Annotated in this window: 20 protein-coding genes; 3 read left to right on the top strand and 17 right to left on the bottom strand. The window is 37.1% G+C overall.

Features of this window, described 5'->3' with window-relative positions; genetic code table 11:
- Positions 1 to 21: 21 nt before the first annotated feature.
- The 5 genes from D8M05_RS08215 to D8M05_RS08195 all read right to left on the bottom strand — a co-directional run bounded on the left by D8M05_RS08215 (position 22) and on the right by D8M05_RS08195 (position 7,139).
- Complete coding sequence (locus D8M05_RS08215; protein WP_121130530.1) at positions 22 to 1,278, bottom strand: DNA polymerase IV; 1,257 nt, start codon at positions 1,276 to 1,278, stop codon at positions 22 to 24.
- A 449-nt stretch (positions 1,279 to 1,727) separates the two neighbouring features.
- Positions 1,728 to 2,855, bottom strand: a complete 1,128-nt coding sequence (locus tag D8M05_RS08210) for a M20/M25/M40 family metallo-hydrolase (protein ID WP_121130528.1) — start codon at positions 2,853 to 2,855, stop codon at positions 1,728 to 1,730.
- Positions 2,856 to 3,099: 244 nt separating this feature from the next.
- On the bottom strand, positions 3,100 to 4,656 hold the full coding sequence (locus tag D8M05_RS08205; protein WP_121130526.1) for an acyl-CoA carboxylase subunit beta: 1,557 nt from the start codon (positions 4,654 to 4,656) through the stop codon (positions 3,100 to 3,102).
- Positions 4,643 to 5,482 (bottom strand): methylmalonyl-CoA epimerase, encoded by an 840-nt coding sequence (gene mce / locus D8M05_RS08200; protein WP_121130524.1) that lies wholly within the window; start codon positions 5,480 to 5,482, stop codon positions 4,643 to 4,645. Before mce ends, D8M05_RS08205 begins: the two co-directional genes overlap by 14 nt.
- A gap of 19 nt (positions 5,483 to 5,501) precedes the next feature.
- Positions 5,502 to 7,139: an acyl-CoA mutase large subunit family protein gene (locus D8M05_RS08195; RefSeq protein ID WP_121130522.1), complete on the bottom strand. Its 1,638-nt coding sequence runs from the start codon at positions 7,137 to 7,139 to the stop codon at positions 5,502 to 5,504.
- 139 nt (positions 7,140 to 7,278) lie between these two features.
- Here D8M05_RS08195 and prli42 point away from each other — a divergent pair, with 139 nt between their 5' ends.
- Complete coding sequence (gene prli42 / locus D8M05_RS20150) at positions 7,279 to 7,422, top strand: stressosome-associated protein Prli42 (protein ID WP_183072734.1); 144 nt, start codon at positions 7,279 to 7,281, stop codon at positions 7,420 to 7,422.
- 554 nt (positions 7,423 to 7,976) lie between these two features.
- Here the strand turns inward: prli42 and D8M05_RS08185 are convergent.
- The 7 genes from D8M05_RS08185 to D8M05_RS08155 form a co-directional block, all read right to left on the bottom strand.
- Complete coding sequence (locus D8M05_RS08185) at positions 7,977 to 8,408, bottom strand: BrxA/BrxB family bacilliredoxin (RefSeq protein WP_121130520.1); 432 nt, start codon at positions 8,406 to 8,408, stop codon at positions 7,977 to 7,979.
- 102 nt (positions 8,409 to 8,510) lie between these two features.
- Positions 8,511 to 9,761, bottom strand: a complete 1,251-nt coding sequence (locus D8M05_RS08180) for a dihydrolipoamide acetyltransferase family protein (protein ID WP_121130518.1) — start codon at positions 9,759 to 9,761, stop codon at positions 8,511 to 8,513.
- A gap of 18 nt (positions 9,762 to 9,779) precedes the next feature.
- A complete protein-coding gene (locus D8M05_RS08175) occupies positions 9,780 to 10,763 on the bottom strand; it encodes an alpha-ketoacid dehydrogenase subunit beta (protein WP_121130516.1) in 984 nt (327 codons plus the stop codon).
- Positions 10,764 to 10,775: 12 nt separating this feature from the next.
- Complete coding sequence (locus D8M05_RS08170) at positions 10,776 to 11,762, bottom strand: thiamine pyrophosphate-dependent dehydrogenase E1 component subunit alpha (RefSeq protein ID WP_121130514.1); 987 nt, start codon at positions 11,760 to 11,762, stop codon at positions 10,776 to 10,778.
- A gap of 34 nt (positions 11,763 to 11,796) precedes the next feature.
- The gene (lpdA, locus tag D8M05_RS08165) at positions 11,797 to 13,218 is read right to left on the bottom strand and encodes a dihydrolipoyl dehydrogenase (RefSeq protein ID WP_121130512.1); all 1,422 of its coding nucleotides are present in this window, start codon (positions 13,216 to 13,218) and stop codon (positions 11,797 to 11,799) included.
- A gap of 278 nt (positions 13,219 to 13,496) precedes the next feature.
- Entirely contained in the window at positions 13,497 to 14,591 is a 1,095-nt protein-coding gene (locus tag D8M05_RS08160; protein ID WP_121130510.1) for a Glu/Leu/Phe/Val family dehydrogenase, read from the bottom strand.
- Positions 14,592 to 14,763: 172 nt separating this feature from the next.
- Positions 14,764 to 16,809: a sigma 54-interacting transcriptional regulator gene (locus tag D8M05_RS08155; protein WP_121130508.1), complete on the bottom strand. Its 2,046-nt coding sequence runs from the start codon at positions 16,807 to 16,809 to the stop codon at positions 14,764 to 14,766.
- 134 nt (positions 16,810 to 16,943) lie between these two features.
- Between D8M05_RS08155 and D8M05_RS08150 the strand changes: the two genes are divergently transcribed.
- Entirely contained in the window at positions 16,944 to 17,189 is a 246-nt protein-coding gene (locus D8M05_RS08150; RefSeq protein WP_121130506.1) for a DUF2627 domain-containing protein, read from the top strand.
- 92 nt (positions 17,190 to 17,281) lie between these two features.
- Entirely contained in the window at positions 17,282 to 18,631 is a 1,350-nt protein-coding gene (locus D8M05_RS08145) for an aspartate kinase (RefSeq protein ID WP_121130504.1), read from the top strand.
- Positions 18,632 to 18,680: 49 nt separating this feature from the next.
- Here D8M05_RS08145 and spo0A read toward each other — a convergent pair whose 3' ends face one another.
- The 5 genes from spo0A to D8M05_RS08120 all read right to left on the bottom strand — a co-directional run bounded on the left by spo0A (position 18,681) and on the right by D8M05_RS08120 (position 24,583).
- A complete protein-coding gene (spo0A, locus tag D8M05_RS08140; protein ID WP_121130502.1) occupies positions 18,681 to 19,457 on the bottom strand; it encodes a sporulation transcription factor Spo0A in 777 nt (258 codons plus the stop codon).
- A gap of 237 nt (positions 19,458 to 19,694) precedes the next feature.
- The gene (gene spoIVB, locus D8M05_RS08135) at positions 19,695 to 20,987 is read right to left on the bottom strand and encodes a SpoIVB peptidase (protein WP_121130500.1); all 1,293 of its coding nucleotides are present in this window, start codon (positions 20,985 to 20,987) and stop codon (positions 19,695 to 19,697) included.
- 575 nt (positions 20,988 to 21,562) lie between these two features.
- Positions 21,563 to 23,272 carry a DNA repair protein RecN gene (recN, locus tag D8M05_RS08130; RefSeq protein ID WP_121130498.1) on the bottom strand — a complete coding sequence of 570 codons (1,710 nt, stop codon included), beginning with the start codon at positions 23,270 to 23,272 and terminating at the stop codon, positions 21,563 to 21,565.
- A gap of 18 nt (positions 23,273 to 23,290) precedes the next feature.
- A complete protein-coding gene (gene ahrC / locus D8M05_RS08125) occupies positions 23,291 to 23,740 on the bottom strand; it encodes a transcriptional regulator AhrC/ArgR (protein ID WP_121130496.1) in 450 nt (149 codons plus the stop codon).
- A 30-nt stretch (positions 23,741 to 23,770) separates the two neighbouring features.
- Entirely contained in the window at positions 23,771 to 24,583 is an 813-nt protein-coding gene (locus tag D8M05_RS08120) for a TlyA family RNA methyltransferase (protein ID WP_121130494.1), read from the bottom strand.
- Positions 24,584 to 24,589: the final 6 nt, after the last annotated feature.

The following is a 24,589-nucleotide window of genomic DNA, read 5'->3' as shown; positions in this document are numbered from 1 at the left end:
CGTTTGAGCTCCCTTTCCATTTTATTTTAATTTTCTATAATCATCTAAAAAATCTTTTTGAAAACTAGTTCGAGGTTGAGTATTGGAAGGTTCAGTTGCTTTTAATTGTTTAAAAGTATGCTTACCATATTTTTCCCTTAACTGATTAACCGTATTATAAAGTTTTTCTTTACTTGCTTCTTCCTCATACGTAAATAAATCTAATTGTTGCCCTATACTATGCTTATCCTCGATATCTTGAACCGTTATCCCAAGTAATCGCACTGGTTCTTTATTCCAATGATTTTCAAATAGTTCTTGGGCTATCAATAAAATATCGGATTTGTTATCAATATACATTTGTAGCTTTTTACTCCGAGTTATCGTTTTTCTATCATGATAACGGATCATGAGCTGAACACTCTTCCCTACTACAGTCTTCCTTTTCATTCTTTTCTCCACTTGCTCTGCTAGAGAGTTCATTAATTTCCTTATTACGACCTTATCCGTTGTATCCTCTATTAATGTTTGCGAATTACCAATGCTTTTAAAATCAAAAACAGCTTCAGGGTCTACAGGGCTTAGATCAATTCCATTCGCCCGATTCTTAAATCGCTCTCCATTTATGCCAAATATAGCTTTTAGTTGATAGACATCTTTCTTTGCTAAATCACCAATTGTTTCTATACCGATTTCTTGTAGTTTTTCTGCTGATTTTTTACCTATACCATACATTTCACCAACTGGAAGTGGCCATAATGTCCTGTGTAGCTCTCTTTTTCTAAGCACGGTAATACCTAAGGGTTTTTTCATATCAGAAGCCATTTTAGCTAAAAATTTATTTGGAGCAATTCCAATACTACAAGGTATATCTAGTTGATGTAGTATTTTTTGCTGTAATCGTCTGGCTACGTCAATCGGATTTTCCTTCTTACTTATTTCTGTTACATCCATATATCCTTCATCAATGGATACAGGTTGAACATAAGGGGTTACTTCTGCCAGTAACCTGAATATCTCAGTAGAAGCAGCACGGTAACGTTCAAAGGCTGGTGCCATAACAATCAATTCGGGACATAGTCTTTTTGCCTGCCAAAGAGGCATCGTTGTTTTAACACCTTTTGCTCTAGCCTCATAACTACTGGTAACAATAATTCCTCTACGTTCATTCGGGTTCCCTGCAATCGCTAACGGTTTCCCTTTTAAACTAGGATTATGTGCCATCTCAACAGATGCATAGAAACAATTCATATCTATGTGAAAAATAACTCGACCTTTTTTTTGACTTGGCAATGGCATCGTTATAACTTCCCTTAAATCAATAATTTAATTCTATTATATCATAGAAAAATGGCCTCATACATATGGCTTAAGGAACCCTTTCTAAGGCAGTTGAGTATGAGTAAGCGTATATTTACTTTTTCAAACGGTGCTTTATAAATTGGAACACTAGACACATACGTTAATGTTCAAAAGTACAGAATAGTTGTATAAAGTAATAGAGTAAGTACTTTTTATCCTATAGATAATTGAGTTCAAATGAAAGTAGTTGATTAAAATCGTCCGTATAGAGACTTATATTGGAAGGGAAAGTTTGGTTAATTTTAATGAGAAAGAAAATAATCCAGACGATATTATCTAAAAAGGAACCCTATAAGAGTCTTTTATACGACTATCTGTCTGATTTATAAAGTAATATAGCACAAAAAAACACCCTTTAAATGATACGCAAAGGGTGCTTTTCATCTTTAATTTTTAGCTACTTCACCAATAATAGCAACAACTAGTTCCGTTACTTTGACAAGATTATCAACGGAAATTCGTTCGTTTGTAGTGTGTATTTCTTCATAACCTACAGCTAAGTTTACTGTTGGAATACCAAATCCGGCAATTACGTTTGCGTCACTGCCGCCCCCACTTTGTAATAACTCACTTTCTCTACCAATTGCTTTTGCAGCACTTCTAGCAATTTCTACCACTTCATCCCCGGCTTGTTGCTTATATCCAGGATACATGACTTTTATGTCTACTTCAGCAGAACCACCATATTGTTCCGCCACTGTTTCAAAGGCTTCTTTCATTTTAGCTACTTGTGCTTCCATTTTTTCTGGAACTAAAGACCTTGCTTCTGCCAATATTTCAACATGGTCTACAACAATATTTGTTTGTTTTCCACCTTCAAAACGTCCAATATTTGCAGTAGTTTCCTCGTCGATACGCCCAAGAGGCATTTTGGAAATCGCTTTTGCAGCAAGTGTTATCGCTGAAACACCTTTTTCTGGTTCGACACCAGCATGTGCAGTTTTGCCTTTAATAATCGCTGATATTTTTGCTTGTGTTGGTGCAGCGACAATAATGTCACCAACCTCACCATTACTATCCAGTGCATATCCATATTTTGCTTTAATGAAAGTAGGATCTAGTGCTTTTGCACCAACCAGTCCTGATTCTTCACCAACTGTAATAACAAATTGTATACACCCGTGCTCTATTTTATTTTCTTTCACTAGTCGGATTGCTTCAAATATTGCAGCAAGTCCTGCTTTATCATCTGATCCGAGTATCGTCGTTCCATCTGAAACAATAAAGCCATCTTTTATCTGTGGCTTGATATTTTCCCCAGGTACGACGGTATCCATATGTGATGTGAAATAAATGGGATCAACCCCATCTTTATTTGCCTTTAACGTACAAATCAAATTTCCAGCACCGTGTCCTGTTTTGTCTCGGGTGTCATCTTCAAAAACGTCAACACCTAATGCTGTAAACTTCTTTTTCAAAAGCTGTGCAATTTTTTCTTCATTTTTAGTTTCTGAGTCCGTTTGTACGAGTTCAAAAAACTCTTCTACTAGTCGTTCTTGATTTACTGTTGTCATTTCATAACCTCCTGATAATAGGTTACTACATTTTCTATACAGAAGGAAATCATACATTTGAAACCTGGAAAATTCTGAAATACTTGAAATACCACATCCAGCTCCAGCGCCCAGCGACTAGCGAGACTTCCCTCACCTTCGTACGATAAGTCAACATCGTCTCCCTACGGTCAACGTGTTTCCTTTATCTCCTACGGCTCAGTCCAGTCCGTACGTCGCTAAACGGGCGCTTCCGCTTTAGTATTTACAAAGGAATATTACCGTGTTTTTTATATGGTCGTTCTTCTTGTTTATTGTAAAGCATTTCAAGTGCTTGTATTAATTTAATACGTGTTTCTCTTGGGTCGATGACATCATCTACCATTCCTAAACCAGCAGCAACATATGGATTGGCAAACTTATCACGATATGTATTGATTTTTTCCTGCCTTACTTGTTCTGGGTTATCACTTTCTGCTATTTCTTTAGCAAAGATAATATTTGCTGCACCTTCTGGACCCATAACAGCAATTTCTGCGTTTGGCCAAGCATAGACGATATCTGCCCCAATTGATTTACTATTTAACGCTACATATGCACCGCCAAATGCCTTTCTAGTAATAACGGTAATCTTAGGTACCGTTGCTTCCGAGTATGCGTATAAAATCTTCGCACCGTGTCTGATAATCCCACCATGCTCTTGTTTGACACCTGGAAAGAATCCGGTTACATCTTCAAAGGTAATTAATGGTATATTAAATGCATCACAAAACCGAATGAATCGTGCTGCCTTATCACTTGAATCAATATCCAGTCCTCCAGCTAAATATTTTGGTTGATTACAAACTAATCCAACTGTCTCTCCAGCCATCCGCCCGAAACCTACTACAATATTCTTTGCGAAATTTTCGTGAATTTCTAAAAAACTTTGCTCATCAACGACTTGATTAATTACCTTTTTTACGTCATATGGTCTAACAGCGTTAAAAGGTACGATGTCAGTTAATTCATCTCGAAAATGATCCTCTTGCTCATAGGCTTTTTTCACTGGCTTTTGTTTATTGTTGCTAGGTAAATAATCAATGATGGTACGAACTAAATCTAGTGCCTCTTCCTCAGTTTTCGTTTTGAAATGTGCATTCCCACTCTTCGAATTGTGAATGTTTGCTCCACCTAGATCTTCTGAGGAAATTTTCTCTCCAGTCACGGTTTCTATCACTTTCGGGCCTGTTATAAACATTTGTGAGGTCTCTTCTACCATGATAACAAAATCCGTAATTGCAGGTGAATACACTGCTCCTCCTGCACTCGGACCCATAATAACAGAAATCTGTGGGATCACACCTGAATAGATGGAGTTCCGGTAGAACACTTGTCCATATCCATCAAGTGAAGATACCCCTTCTTGAATACGCGCTCCACCAGAATCATTTAGACCGATGAAAGGAACACCAACCTTCGCTGCCAAATCCATGACAGCAGCAATTTTCTTCCCATGCATTTCACCAAGCGCTCCACCGTACACCGTAAAGTCCTGGGCAAATAGGTAAATTGACTTTCCATTCACTTTACCGTAACCTGTAACAACACCTTCTCCTTTTGCACTGTTATGATTCATTCCAAAATCTGAGGCACGTGTCTCAATAAAAGGATTTAACTCAACAAAAGAACCTTCATCTAGTAAATATTCGATTCGTTCCCTAGCTGTCAGCTTTCCTTTCGCGTGTTGCTTATCAATCCGCCCGTCTCCTCCACCAAGTTCCACTTGCCTACGCTTATCATAAAGTTCATTGATTTTATCATAAATGTCAGCCCCATTCATTATGCTTCACCTCCAGTGGATATTGGCATAATTCGAATAATACTCCTCCTGCAGCCTTAGGGTGAAGGAATGCAATTTCAGACCCGTGTGCACCTTCTTTAGTCTTTTCGTTAATGAGTGGTAATCCGTTTGCCTTTAACTGCTCTAACCTAGCAACTATATCATCCACTTCTAATGCGATATGATGAATGCCCTGCCCTTTTTTATCTAAAAAAATCTTAATAGGTGATTCATCGTTTAGCGGTTCCAATAATTCAAAACGGCTTTCGCCGATTCCAAGAAATGCTACTTTTACCCCTTCTGATTCTACAACTTCAACTCCTTCTAATTGTAACCCAAGCGAATCTGTGTAGAAATGTAACGCGTCATCAATAGAATGTACCGCTATCCCAATATGTGCAATTTTTTTGGGGGCAGCTACTGTTTCTACCTTGGGGTCAATCAAGTCTTGAATATAGTTTGCTAGCATAGACGTTGATGAACCACTCGTAAATATTTTCTTAACCCCTTTTTCTAGTAAATATGGAATATCCTCGCTAGGAATCACGCCTCCACCAATTACAGGAATATCCTCTGCATTGCGCTTTTGTAATTCTTCAATTACTTTCGGGAATAATGTTCGGTGTGCCCCTGATAATGAAGATAGGCCAATTACATCAACATCCTCCTGAATAGCTGCTTGTGCAATCTGTAGCGGTGATTGGCGTAGCCCTGTGTAAATAACTTCCATTCCGTGGTCTCTTAATGCTTGTGAAATAACGAGAGCTCCTCGATCATGCCCATCAAGTCCTGGTTTGGCAACAAGTACACGAATCTTTTTTCCCATTTTATATCCCCCTATACACTTAATATTCTCCAAATACCTCACGAAGTACGTTACAAATCTCTCCAACAGATGCATAAGCTTTAACCGCATCCAGAATTGCTGGAATAAGATTTATATCTTCTTTTCTTGCATTTTCTTTTAAGGTTGCAAGTGCTTTATCTACCAACTGTTGATCACGATTGTTTTTAATAGAATGGAGTGATTCAACTTGTTCTCTTTCTAGGGATTCGTCAACTTTCAACAAATCCGGTTCTACTTCTTCGTCTTGTCTAAATTTGTTTAATCCAACAATAACTTCATCTTCACTTTCAATATCTTTCTGGATTTGGTAAGCATTTTGATGAATCTCTCGTTGCATATAACCTTCTTCAACAGCCTGTACAGCACCACCGATTTCTTTAATACGGTCCAAATATTTAGTTACTTCTTTCTCTATTTCGTCGGTTAGTGACTCGATATAGTAGGAACCTGCTAATGGATCTACCGTATCCGCAACACCACTCTCATGAGCGATAATTTGCTGTGTCCTTAATGCGATACGAGCTGATTCTTCTGTTGGTAACGACAAGGCTTCATCACGTGAATTGGTGTGTAAACTTTGCGTTCCACCTAGAACCGCCGCAAGCGCTTGCATCGTTACACGCACAATATTATTGTCAGGCTGCTGTGCCGTTAATGTAGAACCACCAGTTTGTGTATGAAAACGTAGCTTCCAACTTTTCGGATTTTTAGCTTGATAGTGCTCTTTCATAATTTTGGCCCATATTCTTCTTGCAGCACGGAATTTAGCTACCTCTTCTAAGAAATTATTATGGGCATTAAAGAAAAAGGCTAGACGCGGTGCAAAATCATCTACTTGAAGGCCTGATTCAATAGCAGCATCAACATATGCCATGCCGTTTGCCAACGTAAATGCAACTTCTTGTACAGCATTCGAACCTGCTTCGCGTATATGGTAACCAGATATGCTTATCGTATTAAACTTGGGAACATAGTCATGACAAAACGAAAAAATGTTGGTAATTAACCGCATCGACGGCTTCGGTGGAAAGATATATGTTCCTCTAGCAATATATTCTTTTAAGATATCATTTTGGATCGTACCCGTAATCTTTTCCAAAGGAACACCCTGCTTCTCACCTACTGCAATATACATGCAAAGCAGTACAGATGCTGGTGCATTAATCGTCATAGAGGTACTAACTTTGTCAAGTGGGATTCCATCCAATAATTGTTCCATATCTGCTAACGTGTCAATCGCTACCCCAACTTTACCGACTTCTCCCTCTGACATTGGATCGTCTGAGTCATAGCCAATTTGTGTTGGTAAATCGAAAGCAACTGACAGACCTGTCTGTCCTTGCTCTAATAGATATCTAAAGCGCATATTCGTTTCTTTTGCAGAGCCAAAGCCTGCATATTGGCGCATCGTCCAAAACCTGCTGCGATACATCGTTGGCTGAATTCCGCGTGTATATGGATATTCTCCTGGATAACCTAAACTATCCTTTTCAACAGTTGAATCATATAGCCTTTCCACTTCGATATTTGATGAAGTAGTAAATTTCTGCTTGCGTTCAGGAAAGCGCTTTACAATATCCGAAACAGATTTCTCCCATTTTTCTTTTACCGAAAGATGATTATTTTTTTTATCCATCAAGAAAACCCCCATTCTCTCTATGATATTACGAATAATACATTATATATTCTATTTTCAATCATTTCTTAGTACTTGTCCAGAATAAATTTTCAAGTTAAAATAATAGTAATATCGATTTATTAAAGGAGGACGTATTTTGGCTACGAAAACAAATACCACGAGCGCACCAAGAAAAAAATCAAAACGTGAGAAAAGACAAAAGTTAATTGTGTATATAATGATTTTTGCAATGGTACTGTCTACCATAACAATGGGACTGGCATATTTTATATCTTTATAATTTTATCTTCCTTTATGGAAACGAATATACTAGCAATAGAGACTGAATCTAATACGAGACAGTCTCTATTGCTTTTTTAGCAAAGTATAAGCTGCTGCGTAAAAGATGTAAAGTGTACAGTTAGTGCGCGTTGATTTCCGCTGCGGGCAGTACGCTTTCCGCGGGCACGGCCTCAGCCCCCTCAGAAGCAAAGAACGCTTCTTCCTGGTCTTCGGACACGTGCTTTTCCCGCAGGAGTCGACTGCCCTCCGCTACAATCAACCATCATATTAGCGGTATTAACATTACAAAGTTGAATAGCACAAACCTAGTGGAGGCAATACACGCAGACTCCTGTGGGAGCATAGGCATAGGTGAGACTACGTAGTGCGTCAGCACGGAGGAGGCTCACCAGCCGCCCACGGAAAGCGAAGTGTATTGCCGGAACGGTGGTAGAGTACTATCTCAGGTTACTGCGTATTTTACATCAACAGCGACAAAACAATACGATAAGAACCTTACAAAAACGAGGCAGTCTTCATAAAGACAGCCTCGTTTCATATTAATATACTATTTTACACTTCTTCACAATGCTTTTCGAAAACGTCTTGAAGTTTATTCGTTACTTCCATCGCACTGTACCCTTCAATGTCATGACGCTCAACCATTGTTACAATTTTTCCATCTTTTAATAATGCAAAAGATGGTGATGATGGTGGGAATCCTTCGAAGTATTCACGTGCTTTTTCCGTTGCTTCCCTGTCTTGACCAGCAAAAACAGTGTACAAGTGGTCTGGACGCTTATCATAATGGATAGAGTTAGCAGCAGCTGGACGTGCAACACCACCAGCACAACCGCAAGTTGAATTAATCATTACTAATGCAGTACCTTGTTGTTTTAATGCAGCGTCTACTTCTTCTGGAGTTTTTAATTCCTCATATCCCGCTTCTGTTATATCTTTTCGCGCTGCGTCAACAACGTCATTCATAAATAAGTTAAAATCCATGTAACAGCATCTCCTTTTGTAAGTATCGTGTAACCCTAGAGTACCAAGTTTAAAAAGTATTTTCAATTCATATTACTTGGGCACGCAAAATGAAAGAAAATCTTAATAAATATTGATCGTATCTTTATTCATATTTTCAAGGATCTCTTTTACCCGTGCTAAGAATCTACCGCAAACGAGTCCATCTAAAATACGATGATCTAAAGATAAACATAGATTCACCATATCCCTTGCAGCAAACATATTATTTATGATGACTGGACGTTTTACGATAGATTCAACTTGTAGAATTGCTGCTTGTGGATGATTGATAATCCCCATTGAATGAACCGAGCCAAATGATCCCGTATTATTGACTGTAAACGTACCACCCTGAATATCTTGCCCGCTTAACTTATGTGCCCTCGCCTTAGTAGCTAGTTCATTTATTTCTTTAGCAATTCCTTTTATACTCTTTTCATCAGCTAGTTTTATAACAGGAACAAAAAGTTCGTTGTCTGTTGCTACTGCGATGGACAAATTGATATCCTTTCGCTGTATTATTTTATCGCCAGCCCATGTACTATTTATTGCTGGATATTCTTTTAGAGCAGTCGCTACTGCTTTAACGAAAAAAGCAAAATAGGTTATACTAAATCCTTCCTTTTGTTTAAATTCTTCCTTTACTTGATTTCTGCAAGTAACTAAGTCGGTTACATCTACTTCGACTGTCATCCAAGCATGCGGAATTTCTTGTTTTGATTTAACCATATTATTGGCAATCACTTTTCTAATACCAGTTACAGGAATTTCAATATCTCCTGTATGAACAACTGGGGAAGCTTTCTTCTCTGTATTTTGTTGTGGAATAATTTCTTTTGTTGTAGTAGAAGTGTCTGGTGACGCACTGGATGTTGCTCTCACACCTTGTTTCATTATGGATTCAATATCTTTCCTAGTAATTCTGCCGGCTCTTCCAGTTCCATCAACATTCGTTAAGTCAATATTATGATCCTGAGCTAATCTTAGAACGGCTGGTGAATATCTTTTCTTCATTGATAAATCATTTGTAGTTACTTCCTCTAGCTCACCGTTTTTAACTTCCTCAGGTGATGCATCTTTTGTAGACGCCTGAACGGTTTCTATCTTACAGATGACTTCACCAACAGCTACTGTTTCTCCTTCATTTACAATTAGTTCTTTAATGATACCTGTATAGGAGGAAGGCACTTCTGCATTCACTTTATCTGTTAACACTTCAGCTAGTGGGTCATATTTATTTACTTTATCCCCAACATCAACAAGCCATGTACTAATCGTTCCCTCTGTGACACTTTCACCTAATTGTGGCATCGTAATTTGTTCTATTGCCATCAAATACCCTCCTTACAATTAAAATTCTGCTAAATCACGCATCGCTTTTTCACATTTCTCTGGATTCACCATAAAAAACTTCTCCATTGTAGGTGCATATGGCATCGCAGGGACATCCGGTCCTGCTAACCGTTTTATCGGTGCATCAAGATCGAATAAACAATTTTCTGCAATAATTGCCGCGACTTCTCCGATAATGCTGCCTTCCAGATTATCTTCCGTAATCAATAATACTTTTCCAGTCTTCTTAGCAGCCTCAATGATTGCATCTTTATCAAGTGGATAGACGGTCCTTAAATCTAAAATATGCGTGCTTATTCCTTCCTCCGCTAACTTCTCCGCAGCTTGAAGGGCGAAATGAACACATAGACCATACGTAATAACCGTTATATCCGTACCCTCTCTTTTGACATCAGCCTTACCAATTGGTAGAACGTAGTCTTCTTCTGGAACTTCACCTTTCAGTAATCGGTATGCCCGTTTATGCTCAAAGAAAAGGACTGGGTCATTATCTCTGATTGCTGCTTTTAATAATCCTTTGGCATCATACGGTGTAGACGGCATAACGATTTTTAATCCAGGCTGATTAGCAAAGATGGACTCAATCGATTGAGAATGATAAAGAGCCCCATGAACACCACCGCCATATGGTGCACGTATGGTTATCGGTGCGTTCCAATCATTATTGGAACGATAACGCAATTTAGCAGCCTCTGAAATAATTTGATTAACAGCTGGTAAAATAAAATCAGCAAACTGCATTTCTGCAATTGGTCTCATGCCATACATCGCAGCACCAATTCCAACACCAGCAATAGCTGATTCACTTAGTGGCGTATCTAAAACTCTATCCTCACCAAATGTATCATACAAACCATCTGTAGCACGAAATACGCCACCTTTTTTCCCAACATCTTCACCCAGTATAAAGACCTTTTCATCACGAATCATTTCTTCTCTTAATGCTGTTGTAATCGCTTGAATATAAGTCATCACCGCCATATTTTCCCCTCCTTACTCTTCATATACGTATTTCAAAGCATGTTCTGGATCTGCATACGCAGCATTTTCAGCATAGTCTGTTGCTTCGTTCACAATTCCCATTACTTCCTCTTCAATATCCGAAATTTGCGTTTCTGATATAATACCAGCAGCTTCGAGTTCATTGGCAAAGGCTACAATTGCATCCTTTTTCTTTGCCTCATTTACTTCCTCTTTTTCTCGATATCTATCATCATCGTCACTGGAATGAGCAGTTAGGCGATAAGAAACAGCCTCAATTAAAGATGGGCCTTCCCCGTTCAGGGCACGTTCTCTGGCAGCCTTTACAGCTTCATACACAGCGAACAAGTCATTTCCATCCACTGTGACACCAGTCATTCCATAACTTTTCGCACGAATAGAAACATTTTCACTGGCAATTTGTTTCTCCATCGGTACAGAAATAGCATACTTATTATTTTCTACCATTGTAATAACAGGCAGCTTGTGTACACCAGCAAAATTTAATCCTTCATGAAAATCCCCCTGATTCGATGAGCCTTCTCCTAAAGTAACAAAGGATACAAAATCCTTTTTCTCCATTTTGCCAGCTAAAGCAACGCCAACTGCATGTGGTACCTGTGTTGTAACTGGCGATGAACCTGATAGAATCCGATTTTTCTTTTGACCAAAATGCCCAGGCATTTGTCTTCCACCAGAGTTAGGGTCTTCCGCTTTGGCAAAGGCAGATAACATTAATTCCTTTGCAGTCATGCCAAACGAAAGTACAATACCGAGATCACGGTAATATGGTGCGACAAAATCTACTTTTCTATTTAATGCAAAGCTAGCCCCCACTTGCATTGCCTCTTGGCCTTGGCAGGATATAACAAACGGAATCTTACCAGAACGATTTAATAGCCACATTCTCTCATCAATTCTCCTAGCAAGTAACATCGTTTTATACATTTCGATTACTTGCTCATCCGATAAACCTAATTGCTTATGTCTACTTGTCATTACTATCCCTCCTTAAAAATAACCTCTATTTCCTTTACCCATGAATTTGTTTCCCTTCAACTGCAAGTGCGGCTTCACCCATTATTTCCGAAAGACTTGGATGGGCATGAATTGTCCCTCCAATTTCCCATGGTGTTGCATCAAGCATTTTTGCAAGACTTGCTTCTGAAATCATATCGGTTACATGGGGACCGAGCATGTGAATCCCTAATATATCATCTGTTTTCTTGTCAGCAATAATCTTCACAAAACCTTCCGTTTCCCCGTATACAAGTGCCTTTCCTATTGCTTTAAACGGAAACTTTCCAATTTTCACTGAAAAACCTCGTTCTCTTGCTTGCTCCTCCGTCATCCCAATGCTTGCAACTTCGGGATTTGAATAGATACAACTTGCTATGTTGTTCTCATCGATCAGGTATGGTTCTTCACCAGCCATGTGTTCTACAGCGATAATGCCTTCATGTGAGGCAACATGTGCTAGTTGCATGCCGCCAACAACATCACCAATCGCATAGATATGGGATTCCTTTGTTTGAAAGAAATCATTCGTCTGAATATACCCATTCTGCAATGTAATATCTGTATTTTCTATTCCAATGTTTGTTGTATTGGCTTTACGTCCCACTGATACTAACATTTTATTTGCAGTAAAAGTTATCGTTTCATCACCTATTACTGCATCGATACTAACTTCCCCATCTTTAACCAATGTTTCAGGAAGAACTTTAGCACCTTTTACAATTGTTATTCCTTTTTTCTTTAAAAGTCTTTCCAATTCTTTTGCAATTTCTTCATCAACTGTTGGTAAAATTTGTTTCTGATATTCAATAACGGTTACATTCACACCAAAGTCTGCTAGCATAGATGCCCATTCGATTCCGATTACGCCGCCACCCACAATTACGATGGACTTTGGCAACTCTTTCATCGATAATGCATCATCAGATTTCATCACATATTCACCATCTATCGTGAGTCCAGGTAATGTACTCGGAGAAGAACCAGTCGCAATAAGAATATTTTTTGGAACAATCATCGTATTTTCTTGATCATTCTCATATTCTATTGAAATCGTCCCTGGAATCGGTGAAAAGATACTCGGTCCTAAAATTCTTCCAAACCCATAATAAACATCTATCTTTCCTTTTTTCATTAATCCTTTCACACCATTATGCAATGTGTCTACAATTGTGTTTTTTCTTTCTTGAATTTTCATGAAATTTGGTTTTGTATTTTCTGTCTCAATTCCGTATTCATCCGCTTTTTTGGTTTGTTGATAAACCTCTGCACTACGTAACAATGCTTTCGAAGGAATACATCCCCTATGCAAACAAGTACCACCTAGTTTATCTTTTTCAACGATTGCAACCTTCATTCCTAATTGGGATGCTCGGATTGCTGCAACATAGCCTCCTGTACCACCGCCAAGTATGACCAAATCATATTCATCTGCCATATTTTCAACTCCTCCTGACTCATTGGTATACTTTCTCGTGCAGGATTACACGAGAAAGTATTAATTTTTGTGTTTCGGTGTCTAGCGCAAGCAGACCAGCGACAAGTGGACTTCCCTCACCTCTGTGCGATAACAGTTCGACATAGTCGAACTTCCTTAACGCATACGCTCATCGTGTTTCCTTTATCTCCTCCGTAGGAATGTTCGATTAAAATCGAACCACCCACGCGCTGCGTGGGCGCAGCCCATACGTCGCTAAACGGGTGCTTCCGCTTTTCTTATCTTCTACTTAATATATGGTGTTCATTAACCAAAAATTGGCTCCTTGATTTTCTAACCGATTCAATCCGTTCTTCCGCCATTCGATCAGCCGCTACATAAGTTGGAATATTATCACGTCTTGAGATTTCAAACACATTTGATAAGCTATCATAAAGCATTCCAACTTTCTTCAGTACACGTTCACGGTTATAGCCATATAACTCATCTGCTACATTTATAACACCACCAGAATTTATAATATAATCCGGTGCGTACACAATCCCCTTCTCAAATACAATATCCCCATGAAAGTCTGATTTTAACTGATTATTCGCCGAACCTGCAATTACCTTTGCTTTTAATCGATTAATCGTATCATCATTTATTGTTGCTCCCAATGCACAAGGAGCATATATATCACAGTCTACATCGTATATATCATTAGGGTCTACTGCAGTTGCATCGAATGCATCTACAGCACGGTTTACGGCCTCTTTATTGATATCCGTAACAATTAACGTTGCGCCTTCCTTATGCAAATACTCACATAAAGCGAACGCTACATTTCCGACACCTTGAACAGCGATCGTTCTCCCCTCTAAAGAATCATCACCGAAAGCCTCTTTTGCGGCTGCCTTCATCCCACGATAAACCCCATAAGCTGTAACTGGTGACGGATTCCCACTAGAGCCAAACTCTGGAGAAATACCAGTGACAAAATCCGTTTCCAAATGGATAAGATCCATATCTTGCTCTGTTGTCCCAACGTCTTCCGCTGTAATATATCTACCATTTAAACTTTGAACATATCGCCCAAACGCCCTTAATAATTCAGGATTTTTATCCTTTCTAGGATCACCAATAATTACCGTTTTTCCACCACCTAAATCAAGTCCAGCAGCGGCATTTTTATAAGTCATCCCTTTCGCTAGTCGAAAAGCATCTTCTACGGCCTCTTCCTCTGTAGCATACTTCCACATCCTTGTACCACCTAAGGCAGGACCAAGCGTTGTGTCGTGAATGGCAATAATCGCTTTTAACCCCGAATTTTTATCTTGACAAAAAACAACTTGTTCATAATCGTACATTTCCATTTTTTCAAAAATACCCATCATCATTTCCCCCTCTATATGTTTTCATTCATCATCTAAGAAAATAAGCTTTAACAATCATCCATCAATCATATAGCAAAAAACGTGCCAACTGTTATACATTGTAAGCGCTTCATTAATATTAAATAGCACATGAATTATTTTGCAAACCTGCACAAATTTGCAAGCAAGGTTATTCAATCTGATATTTTTGTAACTTATAATATAAATTACGTATGGAAATATTTAAGGCTTTTGCTGTCTTTGTTTTATTAAAATCATTTTGTTTGTAACATGTATAAATATGATTTTTTTCATATTGCTCCATTGCTTGTTGGAGCGTCGTTGTTGAAGGAGTCAATGTAGACTGGTGTTTCTTTTGTGTAGTAATTTCCAAATTAGGAATATGGTGATACTGGATTGTTTCTTCATTTATCTCCATATAAATAATGGTTCTACCAATTATATTTTCAAGTTCTCTAACATTACCCGGCCATTTGTATTCCTTTAATTTGTGTAGAGCTTCTTCACTGATATCTTTAACATTTCTACCATAATCTTGATTGATTTTTTGAATGATATGACGAGTTAAATAGGGTAAATCCGTTATTCTTTCTTTTAAACTTGGTATATAAATTGGCAATCGATTCAAACGATAATATAGGTCTTCTCGAAATGTTTTACTAACAATCGCTCTTTCCAAATTAATATTCGTTGCAGCAATGATTCGTACATCAATCACGATTGGCTTTGTCCCACCGACACGAATGATTTCATTCTCCTGAAGGACACGTAATAACTTTGCCTGCGTATTCAAAGACAATTCTCCAATCTCATCAAGAAAAATACTCCCATGGTTCGCTTCTTCAAACAGTCCCTTCTTCCCACCATGCTTTGCTCCAGAAAAAGCACCATCTTCATAACCAAATAATTCACTTTCTAGAATTGATTCAGCAATTGCAGCACAATTAACACGTATAAATTTATTATGTTTTCTTTCACTTTCATTGTGAATCGCATGTGCAAATAGCTCTTTCCCTGTTCCAGAATCCCCTCTAAGTAAGACTGTTGCAGGAGTTTTAGCACCAACTTTAGCCTGTTCTAGTGCCAGTCTCATTTCAGCTGAGGTTCCGATGATATCATCAAACGTATATTTAGCTTCAAGGCTACGGATAATTTGATGGGCTCGCTTTAATTGATTGGTTAGAGATTTAATTTCTGACACATCATGTAGAATGCCAATACTTCCCTTCACCTTCCCTTTCACAATAACTGGAGCGACATTAACGACAACATCTTTCTTCATTGGTCCAACTTTCATCCGCACACCACGAAAGGATTTTCTAGTTGCTAACACTTTCATATGCATGCTTTCGCCTTCTGAAATATCTGTAGAAGCAGGTTTTCCAATAACTTCTTTGTCTGTTAGTCCAGTTATTTTTGTGTATGCTGGGTTAATCATTAAACCGTTTCCTTTTTCATCAACAACACTTATTGCTTCATCAGATGAATAAATAATTGCCTCTAACATCGTTTTAATTTCATTCAAATCCGTATTTTCTTCTGCCAACTTAATCACTTCTGTCATATCTTTAAAAACAGCAAATGCACCAATTAATTGATTATCTTTATTTATAACTGGTATACGGGTTGTAATTATTTTTTTCCCATTTCCCAGTAGAAACCTTTGATTTACTTCCTTTTTCTGCGTATGTAAAACGTCTATTAACCTTGTATTTGTAACAATTTGCTCCATATGTTTCCCTTTTGACGCTTGATTGGAAACACCAATAATGTTCTCTGCACTGGTATTTATAAATTGAACAATTCCATCTGCATCTACAATAATCATGCCATCCCGTATATGACTTAAAATGAGCTCTTGATTATTTGACAGTTGTTTTAATTGATCCAATAACGATTCTTTTTCACTAAACAGTTCAGAAATAATATAAGCTATCGAACCAGGTATGACAACATTTTTCCCTTTACTCAGCTTAATTAATTCATCTAAAACCTGTTTTTCACCCGTTGTTTCAATAACGATATCAACTTCGCGCTGTAACCATTTCTCCCATGACAAATCTGTAGCAATATGATGTCTTCTTGCAAGTTCAAACCCAATAGCTGTTGGGTTTTTATCAATTACGGCTATTACTTCCATTTTTCGAATGGTAAGCAATAACTTTAATAGAATACTGCCCCCTTTTCCAGCACCAACAATTACCACCTTTTTCATTCGCTTCCCCCTTGCAATATCTTGCATATTCCTATTTTACGTTATTATGCAAAATATAGCAAAGCCTTTCATTCCAATTTATGCACTTGATTTGATATACTACTTTAGAGACTTATATTTAAAGGGGACTGTCAATGACTAGAATTTTTGCACTAGTAATATTATTGATTCCGGGAGGACTTGCAGTTTACGGTATTAAGTTAATGCGTGATGCCATTTTTGCTGAATATCTTTCCTTATTCTTTAAAGCTGGAATCCAATTCATCGCTGGACTACTTCTTTTCATTTTTGGCTTTGCGTTTATTGGTGGCTTTATTGTTTATCGTGACCGTAAAAATAAGTATCGTGCTATACCCGAAAAGCAAGAAAAAGATGAGTAGAGTATCATCTTTTTCTTGTTTTTATATAGAATTATTCAATAATTGTGTTATTATAAAAAATAATTCATTTAGAAAATTGGGGGAAGTAAAAAATGAAAGTAGCAAAATTCGGGGGAAGTTCAGTCGCAAATGCTGAACAGATTCGAAAAGTTGAAAAAATTGTAGGTGATGATCCAGACCGGAAATTTATTATCGTATCTGCTCCTGGTAAACGCCACAAAGACGATTTCAAAATGACTGATATGCTCATTCAGATGGGAACGGCCTATCTGAATGATGAAGCTTATGAACATTACTATTCTACTGTGCTACAACGATTTAAGGAAATCATTGATGATTTACACCTTTCTCCATCATTAATGCACGAAATTGAGAGATCAATCAAGGGGATTTTAGCTCAAGATGTGGATAAAGATATTAAAATGGACCAGGTAAAAGCCATCGGAGAAAACAACAACGCAAAAATCATTAGTGCTTACCTTTCTGATATAGGTTTAGATGCTACTTACTTAAATCCAAAAGATGCCGGCATAATCGTAAGCGATGAACCTGGAAATGCTCAAATTTTACCTGAAAGTTTCTCCAAAATATACGCACTACGTGAGAAGGAAGGTATATTTGTAATACCAGGATTCTTTGGGTATTCAGAAGACGGAAAACTCATTACATTTTCAAGAGGTGGTTCGGATATTACTGGTTCTATTGTTGCTGCGGGTGTAGATGCAAGTTTGTATGAGAATTTTACAGATGTTGATTCAGTTTACAGCGTAAATCCAACGATTGTAGAGAATCCAAGAGAAATTACGGTTTTAACTTATAAAGAAATGCGCGAACTTTCTTATGCCGGTTTTTCAGTTTTCCATGATGAAGCATTAATTCCTGCCATTAAGGCAAAAATTCCTGTATGTATTAAAAATACAAACAATCCAAATGCCGAGGGAACTTTGATCGTTGCAGAAAGAGATGTAAATGCTGCTCATTGTGTTTCTGGTATTGCAAGTGATACTGGTTTTTGCAGCCTTTATGTAAGCAAATATTTAATGAACCGTGAAATTGGATTTGGTCGTAAATTGTTAAATATTCTTGAAGATGAAGGAATATCTTTTGAACATGCCCCTTCAGGTATTGATGATATTTCTGTAATTATTAGAGAACGAAATCTAACCCCAGAAAAAGAAGAGATAGTAATCGAACGAATAAGTGATGAGCTCCATCCTGATACAGTTAGCTTACAAAGAGGAATAGCGGTTATTATGGTTGTAGGTGAAGGATTAGTTAATACGATTGGCGTTGCACAAAAAGCAACCACCGCATTTGCCGATGCAAACGTTAATATTGATATGATTAATCAAGGCTCTTCTGAAGTATCTATGATGTTTGGTATACAAGCCAGAGACATAAACAAGGCTATAAGATCATTATATAAAGCGTTCTTTGAATAATAAAAAATTACTGTACAGACATTCTGTACAGTAATTTTTTATACTTATTTTAGCTAGCTTTATGCTCAAGTCTAAGGCGATCTGCAACCATAGCAATAAACTCGGAATTCGTTGGTTTCGCCTTCGATATATTTATCGTATAACCAAATAACGCCGAAATAGATTCAATATTCCCTCTACTCCATGCTGCCTCAATTGCATGCCGAATAGCACGCTCAACACGAGAAGCCGTTGTATTAAATTTCTTTGCAATTGCTGGATATAATACTTTCGTAATGGAACCAAGCAGTTCAATGTCATTATATACCATCGTTATTGCCTCTCTTAAGTACATATATCCCTTGATGTGCGCTGGAACACCAATTTCATGAATAATATTGGTAATGCTTGCTTCTAAATTATGTTTCTTTTCAGATTTAGTTATTTTCTTCAAACTCGACTGAATGACTTGCGTTCCTTCAACTTGACGAATTTGATCTGCCAAATGGTTTAAATCAAACGGTTTAAGAATAAAATATGAGGCACCTAAATCAACAGCTTTCTTCATTACTTCTTCCTGACCAAATGCTGTTAACATAATTACATTTGGATTCTGATTTCCTTCTTTATTTCTAATTTCATTTAAAACAGCTAAACCATCAACATGCGGCATAATTATGTCAAGGATTAATACGTCTGGATTCAAGTCTTGTAACATTGTTAAACAATCTCTCCCGTTATACGCTGTACCAATCACTTCAATATCTTCCTGGGAACGAAAATATTCCTCCATCATTTGAATTAATTCTTTATTATCATCAACTAAACAAACTTTAATTTTTTCCAAAAAAGCTCCTCCTTTAATTATGTACGATGTTTATCCTTTTAAAAGTATTCTACAAAAACTCTAAATATCCTTTTTTTTATTTAAATATATTATATTTTTTTATAAATTCATAAGTTTACTTTAATTTCCCTTAAATAACGATAACATACGACAAGTTTTGATTAGTATTTGTCGAATAATATTTAAAGCTAAAAAAATGATTTGTTATGGAATAACTTTCCATAACAAATCATTTCTTCAGCTTGCTACTTTCTTATCGTTTTCCTTATAAATATTTACACCTGCATCTTGTAACATCCATTCAATATGCACACCATAACCTGATGTTGGATCATTTACAAATACATGTGTTACAGCACCAATAACCTTTCCGTCTTGAATAATCGGGCTACCACTCATACCTTGAACGATTCCACCTGTTGCTTCCAACAACTTCGGATCAGTAATCTTAATAACCATACCTTTTGTAGCTGGGAACTTTTGTGGAACGCTGCTAACTATTTCTATATCAAATTCTTCTACTTCTTCTCCCTCGACTACGGTCAAGATTTTCGCTGGCCCCTCTTTTACTTCATGTGATAGGGAAATTGGCATTGGTTTATTATATCCACCATTGGATATCGCATCATCTAATTTTCCGAAAATCCCAAATGGGCTGTTTTTAGTTATATTACCTATCTTATTTTCTCTTACAGAAAATTTCGCTTGCTTTTCTCCAGGAATACCATTATTTCCTTTTTCAATAGAAGTAACAGAAGATCTGACAATCGTACCATCATGGATTTCGATTGGTTTTTTCGTATCCATGTCCGAAATCACATGACCAAGGGCACCATATTTCTTCGATTTTGGTTCATAAAAGGTCATCGTTCCAATCCCGGCTGCCGAATCTCTAATATATAAACCAATCTTATATTCATCTTCATTGTCATCTAAAACAGGTTGTAAATGGGTATCAATCGTTTCTTTTCCCCTCTTAATTTTTATTTCTAAGTCTTTATCATTTTCTCCAGCTTTTTCCACATATTTCTTTATATCATTCATTCCTTTAACTGATTCACCGTTTATTTCTAAAATTACATCACCAACACTAATGTCCGCTTTCTCACCTGGAGAGACCGCACCATCTGCTCCATTAACCTGGTGGTGCCCTACTACTAATACACCAAGGGTTTGTAATTGAACACCAATAGATTGACCACCTGGAATCACCTTTAAATCTTCTAATACAGATAAATTCACTTTCTTAATAGGAAAACCATTTACTTCATATACTAACTGACTGTTTCCTGGTTCGTTCGGATAGAATGAGGAGGAATCAATAGCCTGAACGCTGTCACCTGATGCTTCAACAGCTATATTTTCTCCTAAATCTGGAACCTCGAAAGGCGTTTCGTTGTTAAAAGTTACCATTTCATTTGGAATCGAAAGATACTTGTTCATTGGGGTTAATAAAGGAACAGCAATTACTGCGATAAGGAGTATAACACCTAGCTGAAACCTGATACTATTTAATTTTTTTTGTTTCAAAACCGTTCACTCTCCTTTTTTCTAACCCATACCATTCATTGCTCTTTCTGTACTTTTAATTTGGCCTTTAGCAGGTTGTTTTAAACTGGAGAAACATAAGAAAGATGTCTAACATTTCCTTTTAATAAATGTGGATAAAATGAATAATAGGATTACTTAAGCCTTCAAGTATTTATGTATGTATATAAATGTAAACTGAGGGGTGAATTGGAATAAAATAATATCGTTTTAACTGTTCCAAGATATAAGCTGCACCGCAATATGTATAAATAGTGGACTTGTTTTAATTCAGTATTGTGTGAAGCAGTAGTGCTGACGAAGCCTTCCATGTCCTGCGGGAATAGCACGTGTCCGAAGACCCTGAAGAAGCGTTCTGTGTGTCATAGGGATGCTCGATCCGTGTCCGCAGAAAGCATCCGGACGGAAAGATTTGCTCCGATTTAAGATAATCTGAATTAAATTAATTCGGAGATTATAAACCGAACGGAGCCTAAAATAAAAAAGCCAGATGGTTTAGTTTCTGACTTTTTTTGGGAAATATACTTTTTTATATCATTATTTTAAGATTATTATTCCTATAGTGGTAACATCTTATAAGAAGAGGCAAGTTCTAGCAGTTCTTTCGCGTGTTCTTTCGCAGTTTCAGTTAGTTTCGTGCCAGTTATCATTCTACTCAGCTCATCGATTTGCTCATCAACTGATAATTCGCTGACTATTGTTATGGTACGATGATTTTTCTCCTGTTTTTGTATAAATTTATGTACATCTGCCATTGCTGCAACTTGTGGAAGATGAGTAATACAAAGTACTTGGGAATCATTCGATATTTGATATATTTTCTCCGCAATAGCCTGTGCAACACGACCACTTACACCAGTATCCACCTCATCAAATATAACACTTGTAACGCCTTGATGTTTCGCAAATAGTTTTTTTAGAACTAACATAATTCTTGAAAGTTCCCCACCTGAAGCAACCTTCGATATTTCTTTAAGCGGCTCACCAGGGTTTGTTGAAATCATAAATCGAATATGATCATACCCGTTCTTATGTAGCTTTGGCTGATTATTTTTTTCCATTTCATACTCAAACGATACCGAGAATGATGCCTTTTCCAAATAAAGATCCTTAAACTCTTTGGAAACAGCTTCGACTAAACTATCTGCAGATTTTTTTCGAATATCATGTAATTGTTTAGCTTCAAGTCGAACGTCTTTTTCAATATCCTCAATCTGGTCTAATAATGAAGAGAGATGTGTATCTTTATTCGTAATTTGCTCAATCTCTTCTTCAATTTTTCCTAAATAAGATAGAATCTCATTTACCGTTGGTCCATATTTTTTCTTTAATCGATTAATATCGTTTAATCTTGATTCTATTTCGTTAAGACGTTCCGGACTGTACTGCATACTATCTATTTGGTTACGAATGTTATAACTTAGTTCTTCTAAAGCAAAGTAATGCTCCGCCATTTCTTCTGCCTTATTACGAATAGAATCATCATAATTTCTACTCTCTTCTAGCGATAAATGTGCTTTTCCTATCCATTCGAGTCCCTTATCATCACCATACAACGCATTATAAGCATCTTGCAAAGAAGTATAAATACGTTCAAAATTAATAAGTGAGCTTCTTTCCTCTTCTAGGATGACGTCTTCGTTCGGCGATAAATTTGCTTGTTCTAACTCTTTCAACTGGAATTGTAACAAATCTAATCGATGTGCCATTTCTTGTTCATTGTTACTCAATTTTATATATCTCTTTTTTAACTTAGATAGTTTTTCAAATAGATCACTGTAATCTTCTTTCGCTTTTAAAATTAAATTCGGCTGATATAAGTCCAGTAATTCCAAATGATTTTCTGGATTCATTAGGGCCTGTGTCTCATGCTGGCTATGTATATCAATAAGAGTTCTTCCGAATTCCCTTAAAATACCTAACGTAACTAATTTACCGTTTACCCTACAAATACTCTTACCTGAAGCGCTAATTGTACGTTCAAGCACAACTTGTCCATCTTGAATCTCTACACCAAATTGAATAGCTGTATGGTAGATGGTATGATTCGGATTATCAATAATAAATAATCCTTCAATTTCACATTTTTTTGTACCGTGGCGAACATATTCAACGGAACCCCTACCACCTGCTAATAGTTGAATGGCATCAATAATGATTGATTTCCCTGCACCAGTCTCACCAGTTAGAACCGTTAAGCCATCTTGAAAAGTTATAGAAATGTTATCTATGATTGCAAAGTCATGAATTGACAATTCTGTAAGCATCGTTTCTCACCCCATTATTCATAACATATTAATAAAGCGATTCTTAATTTCCTCTGCTTCCACTTCTGTCTTGCAAATAATTAAGCACGTATCATCACCACAAATTGTACCCATGATCTCTGTCCAATCCAAATTGTCAATGAGAACGCCAATGGCATGTGCATTACCAGGTAAGGTATTTAACACGATAAAATGGCTAGCAGAGTCAATCTTCACAAAAACGTCAGCGATTAATCTTTGTAACTTCTTTAACGGATTATATCGTTGGTCAGCAGGTAAACTATACTTGTATTTCCCATTATTTATTGGAACCTTCACAAGTTGCAATTCTTTTATATCTCTTGAAACTGTCGCTTGTGTCACATTGTAACCTAATGCTTTTAGCAGATCGACTAGGTCTTCTTGTGTTTCAATCTCCTTATCCGATATCAGTTCACGTATTTTAAGGTGACGTTGAATTTTACTCATTCTACAACTCCTTCATTTCTTCTGTAACACTTATTTGTTTAAAGTTTGATGAGCTTTCTCAACTATTTCTTCAATATTTGGATGAAAGCTTTCTTTTATATCTTGTCGTTTCCAAGCAAAATGTGCAAGGAATTCAATATTTCCTTCCCCACCAGTAATTGGAGAATGTGTCATATTTAATAGTTCATACTGTTCTTCCCTAGCAAAAGCAATCATCCGTTCGATTACTTCAATATGCGTGCTTTTGTCACGAACAATCCCCTTTGACCCAACTTGTTCTTTTTTCGCTTCAAATTGAGGTTTAATTAATGTAATGACATCACTACTCGGAGCAAGCATGTGTTTTAGAACGGGGAGCATTTGTTTCAAGGAGATAAATGAAACATCAATCGTTGCGAGGTTAGGTGTTCCTCTTTTTAACATTTCTGGTGTGACATATCTAAAATTCGTTCGCTCCATAACAACCACTCTATCGTCATTTCTCAGTTTCCAGTCCAATTGATTGTATCCAACATCAATCGCATAACTAAGCCTTGCACCATTTTGCAGGGCACAATCTGTAAATCCACCAGTGGATGACCCAATATCGATTAAAATCTTATCTTTTGCTGAGATTCCAAAAAAGGATAGTGCCTTTTCTAACTTTAAACCACCGCGGCCGACATATGGGATAGTCTTTCCTTTGATATGTAACGGTATATCCCTGTTCACACTCATACCGGGTTTATCCATACGAACTTGTTCAGAGAAAACGAGACCAGCCATGATTATACGTTTTGCCTTATCAATATTTTCTACTAAATTTCTTTCTACTAATAATTCATCTAACTTCATTTTAGCCATATATGC

The sequence above is a fragment of the Oceanobacillus bengalensis genome, from assembly GCF_003628445.1.
GTDB classification, from domain to species: domain Bacteria; phylum Bacillota; class Bacilli; order Bacillales; family Amphibacillaceae; genus Oceanobacillus; species Oceanobacillus bengalensis.
This window is presented reverse-complemented; position numbering and strand designations above follow the sequence as displayed.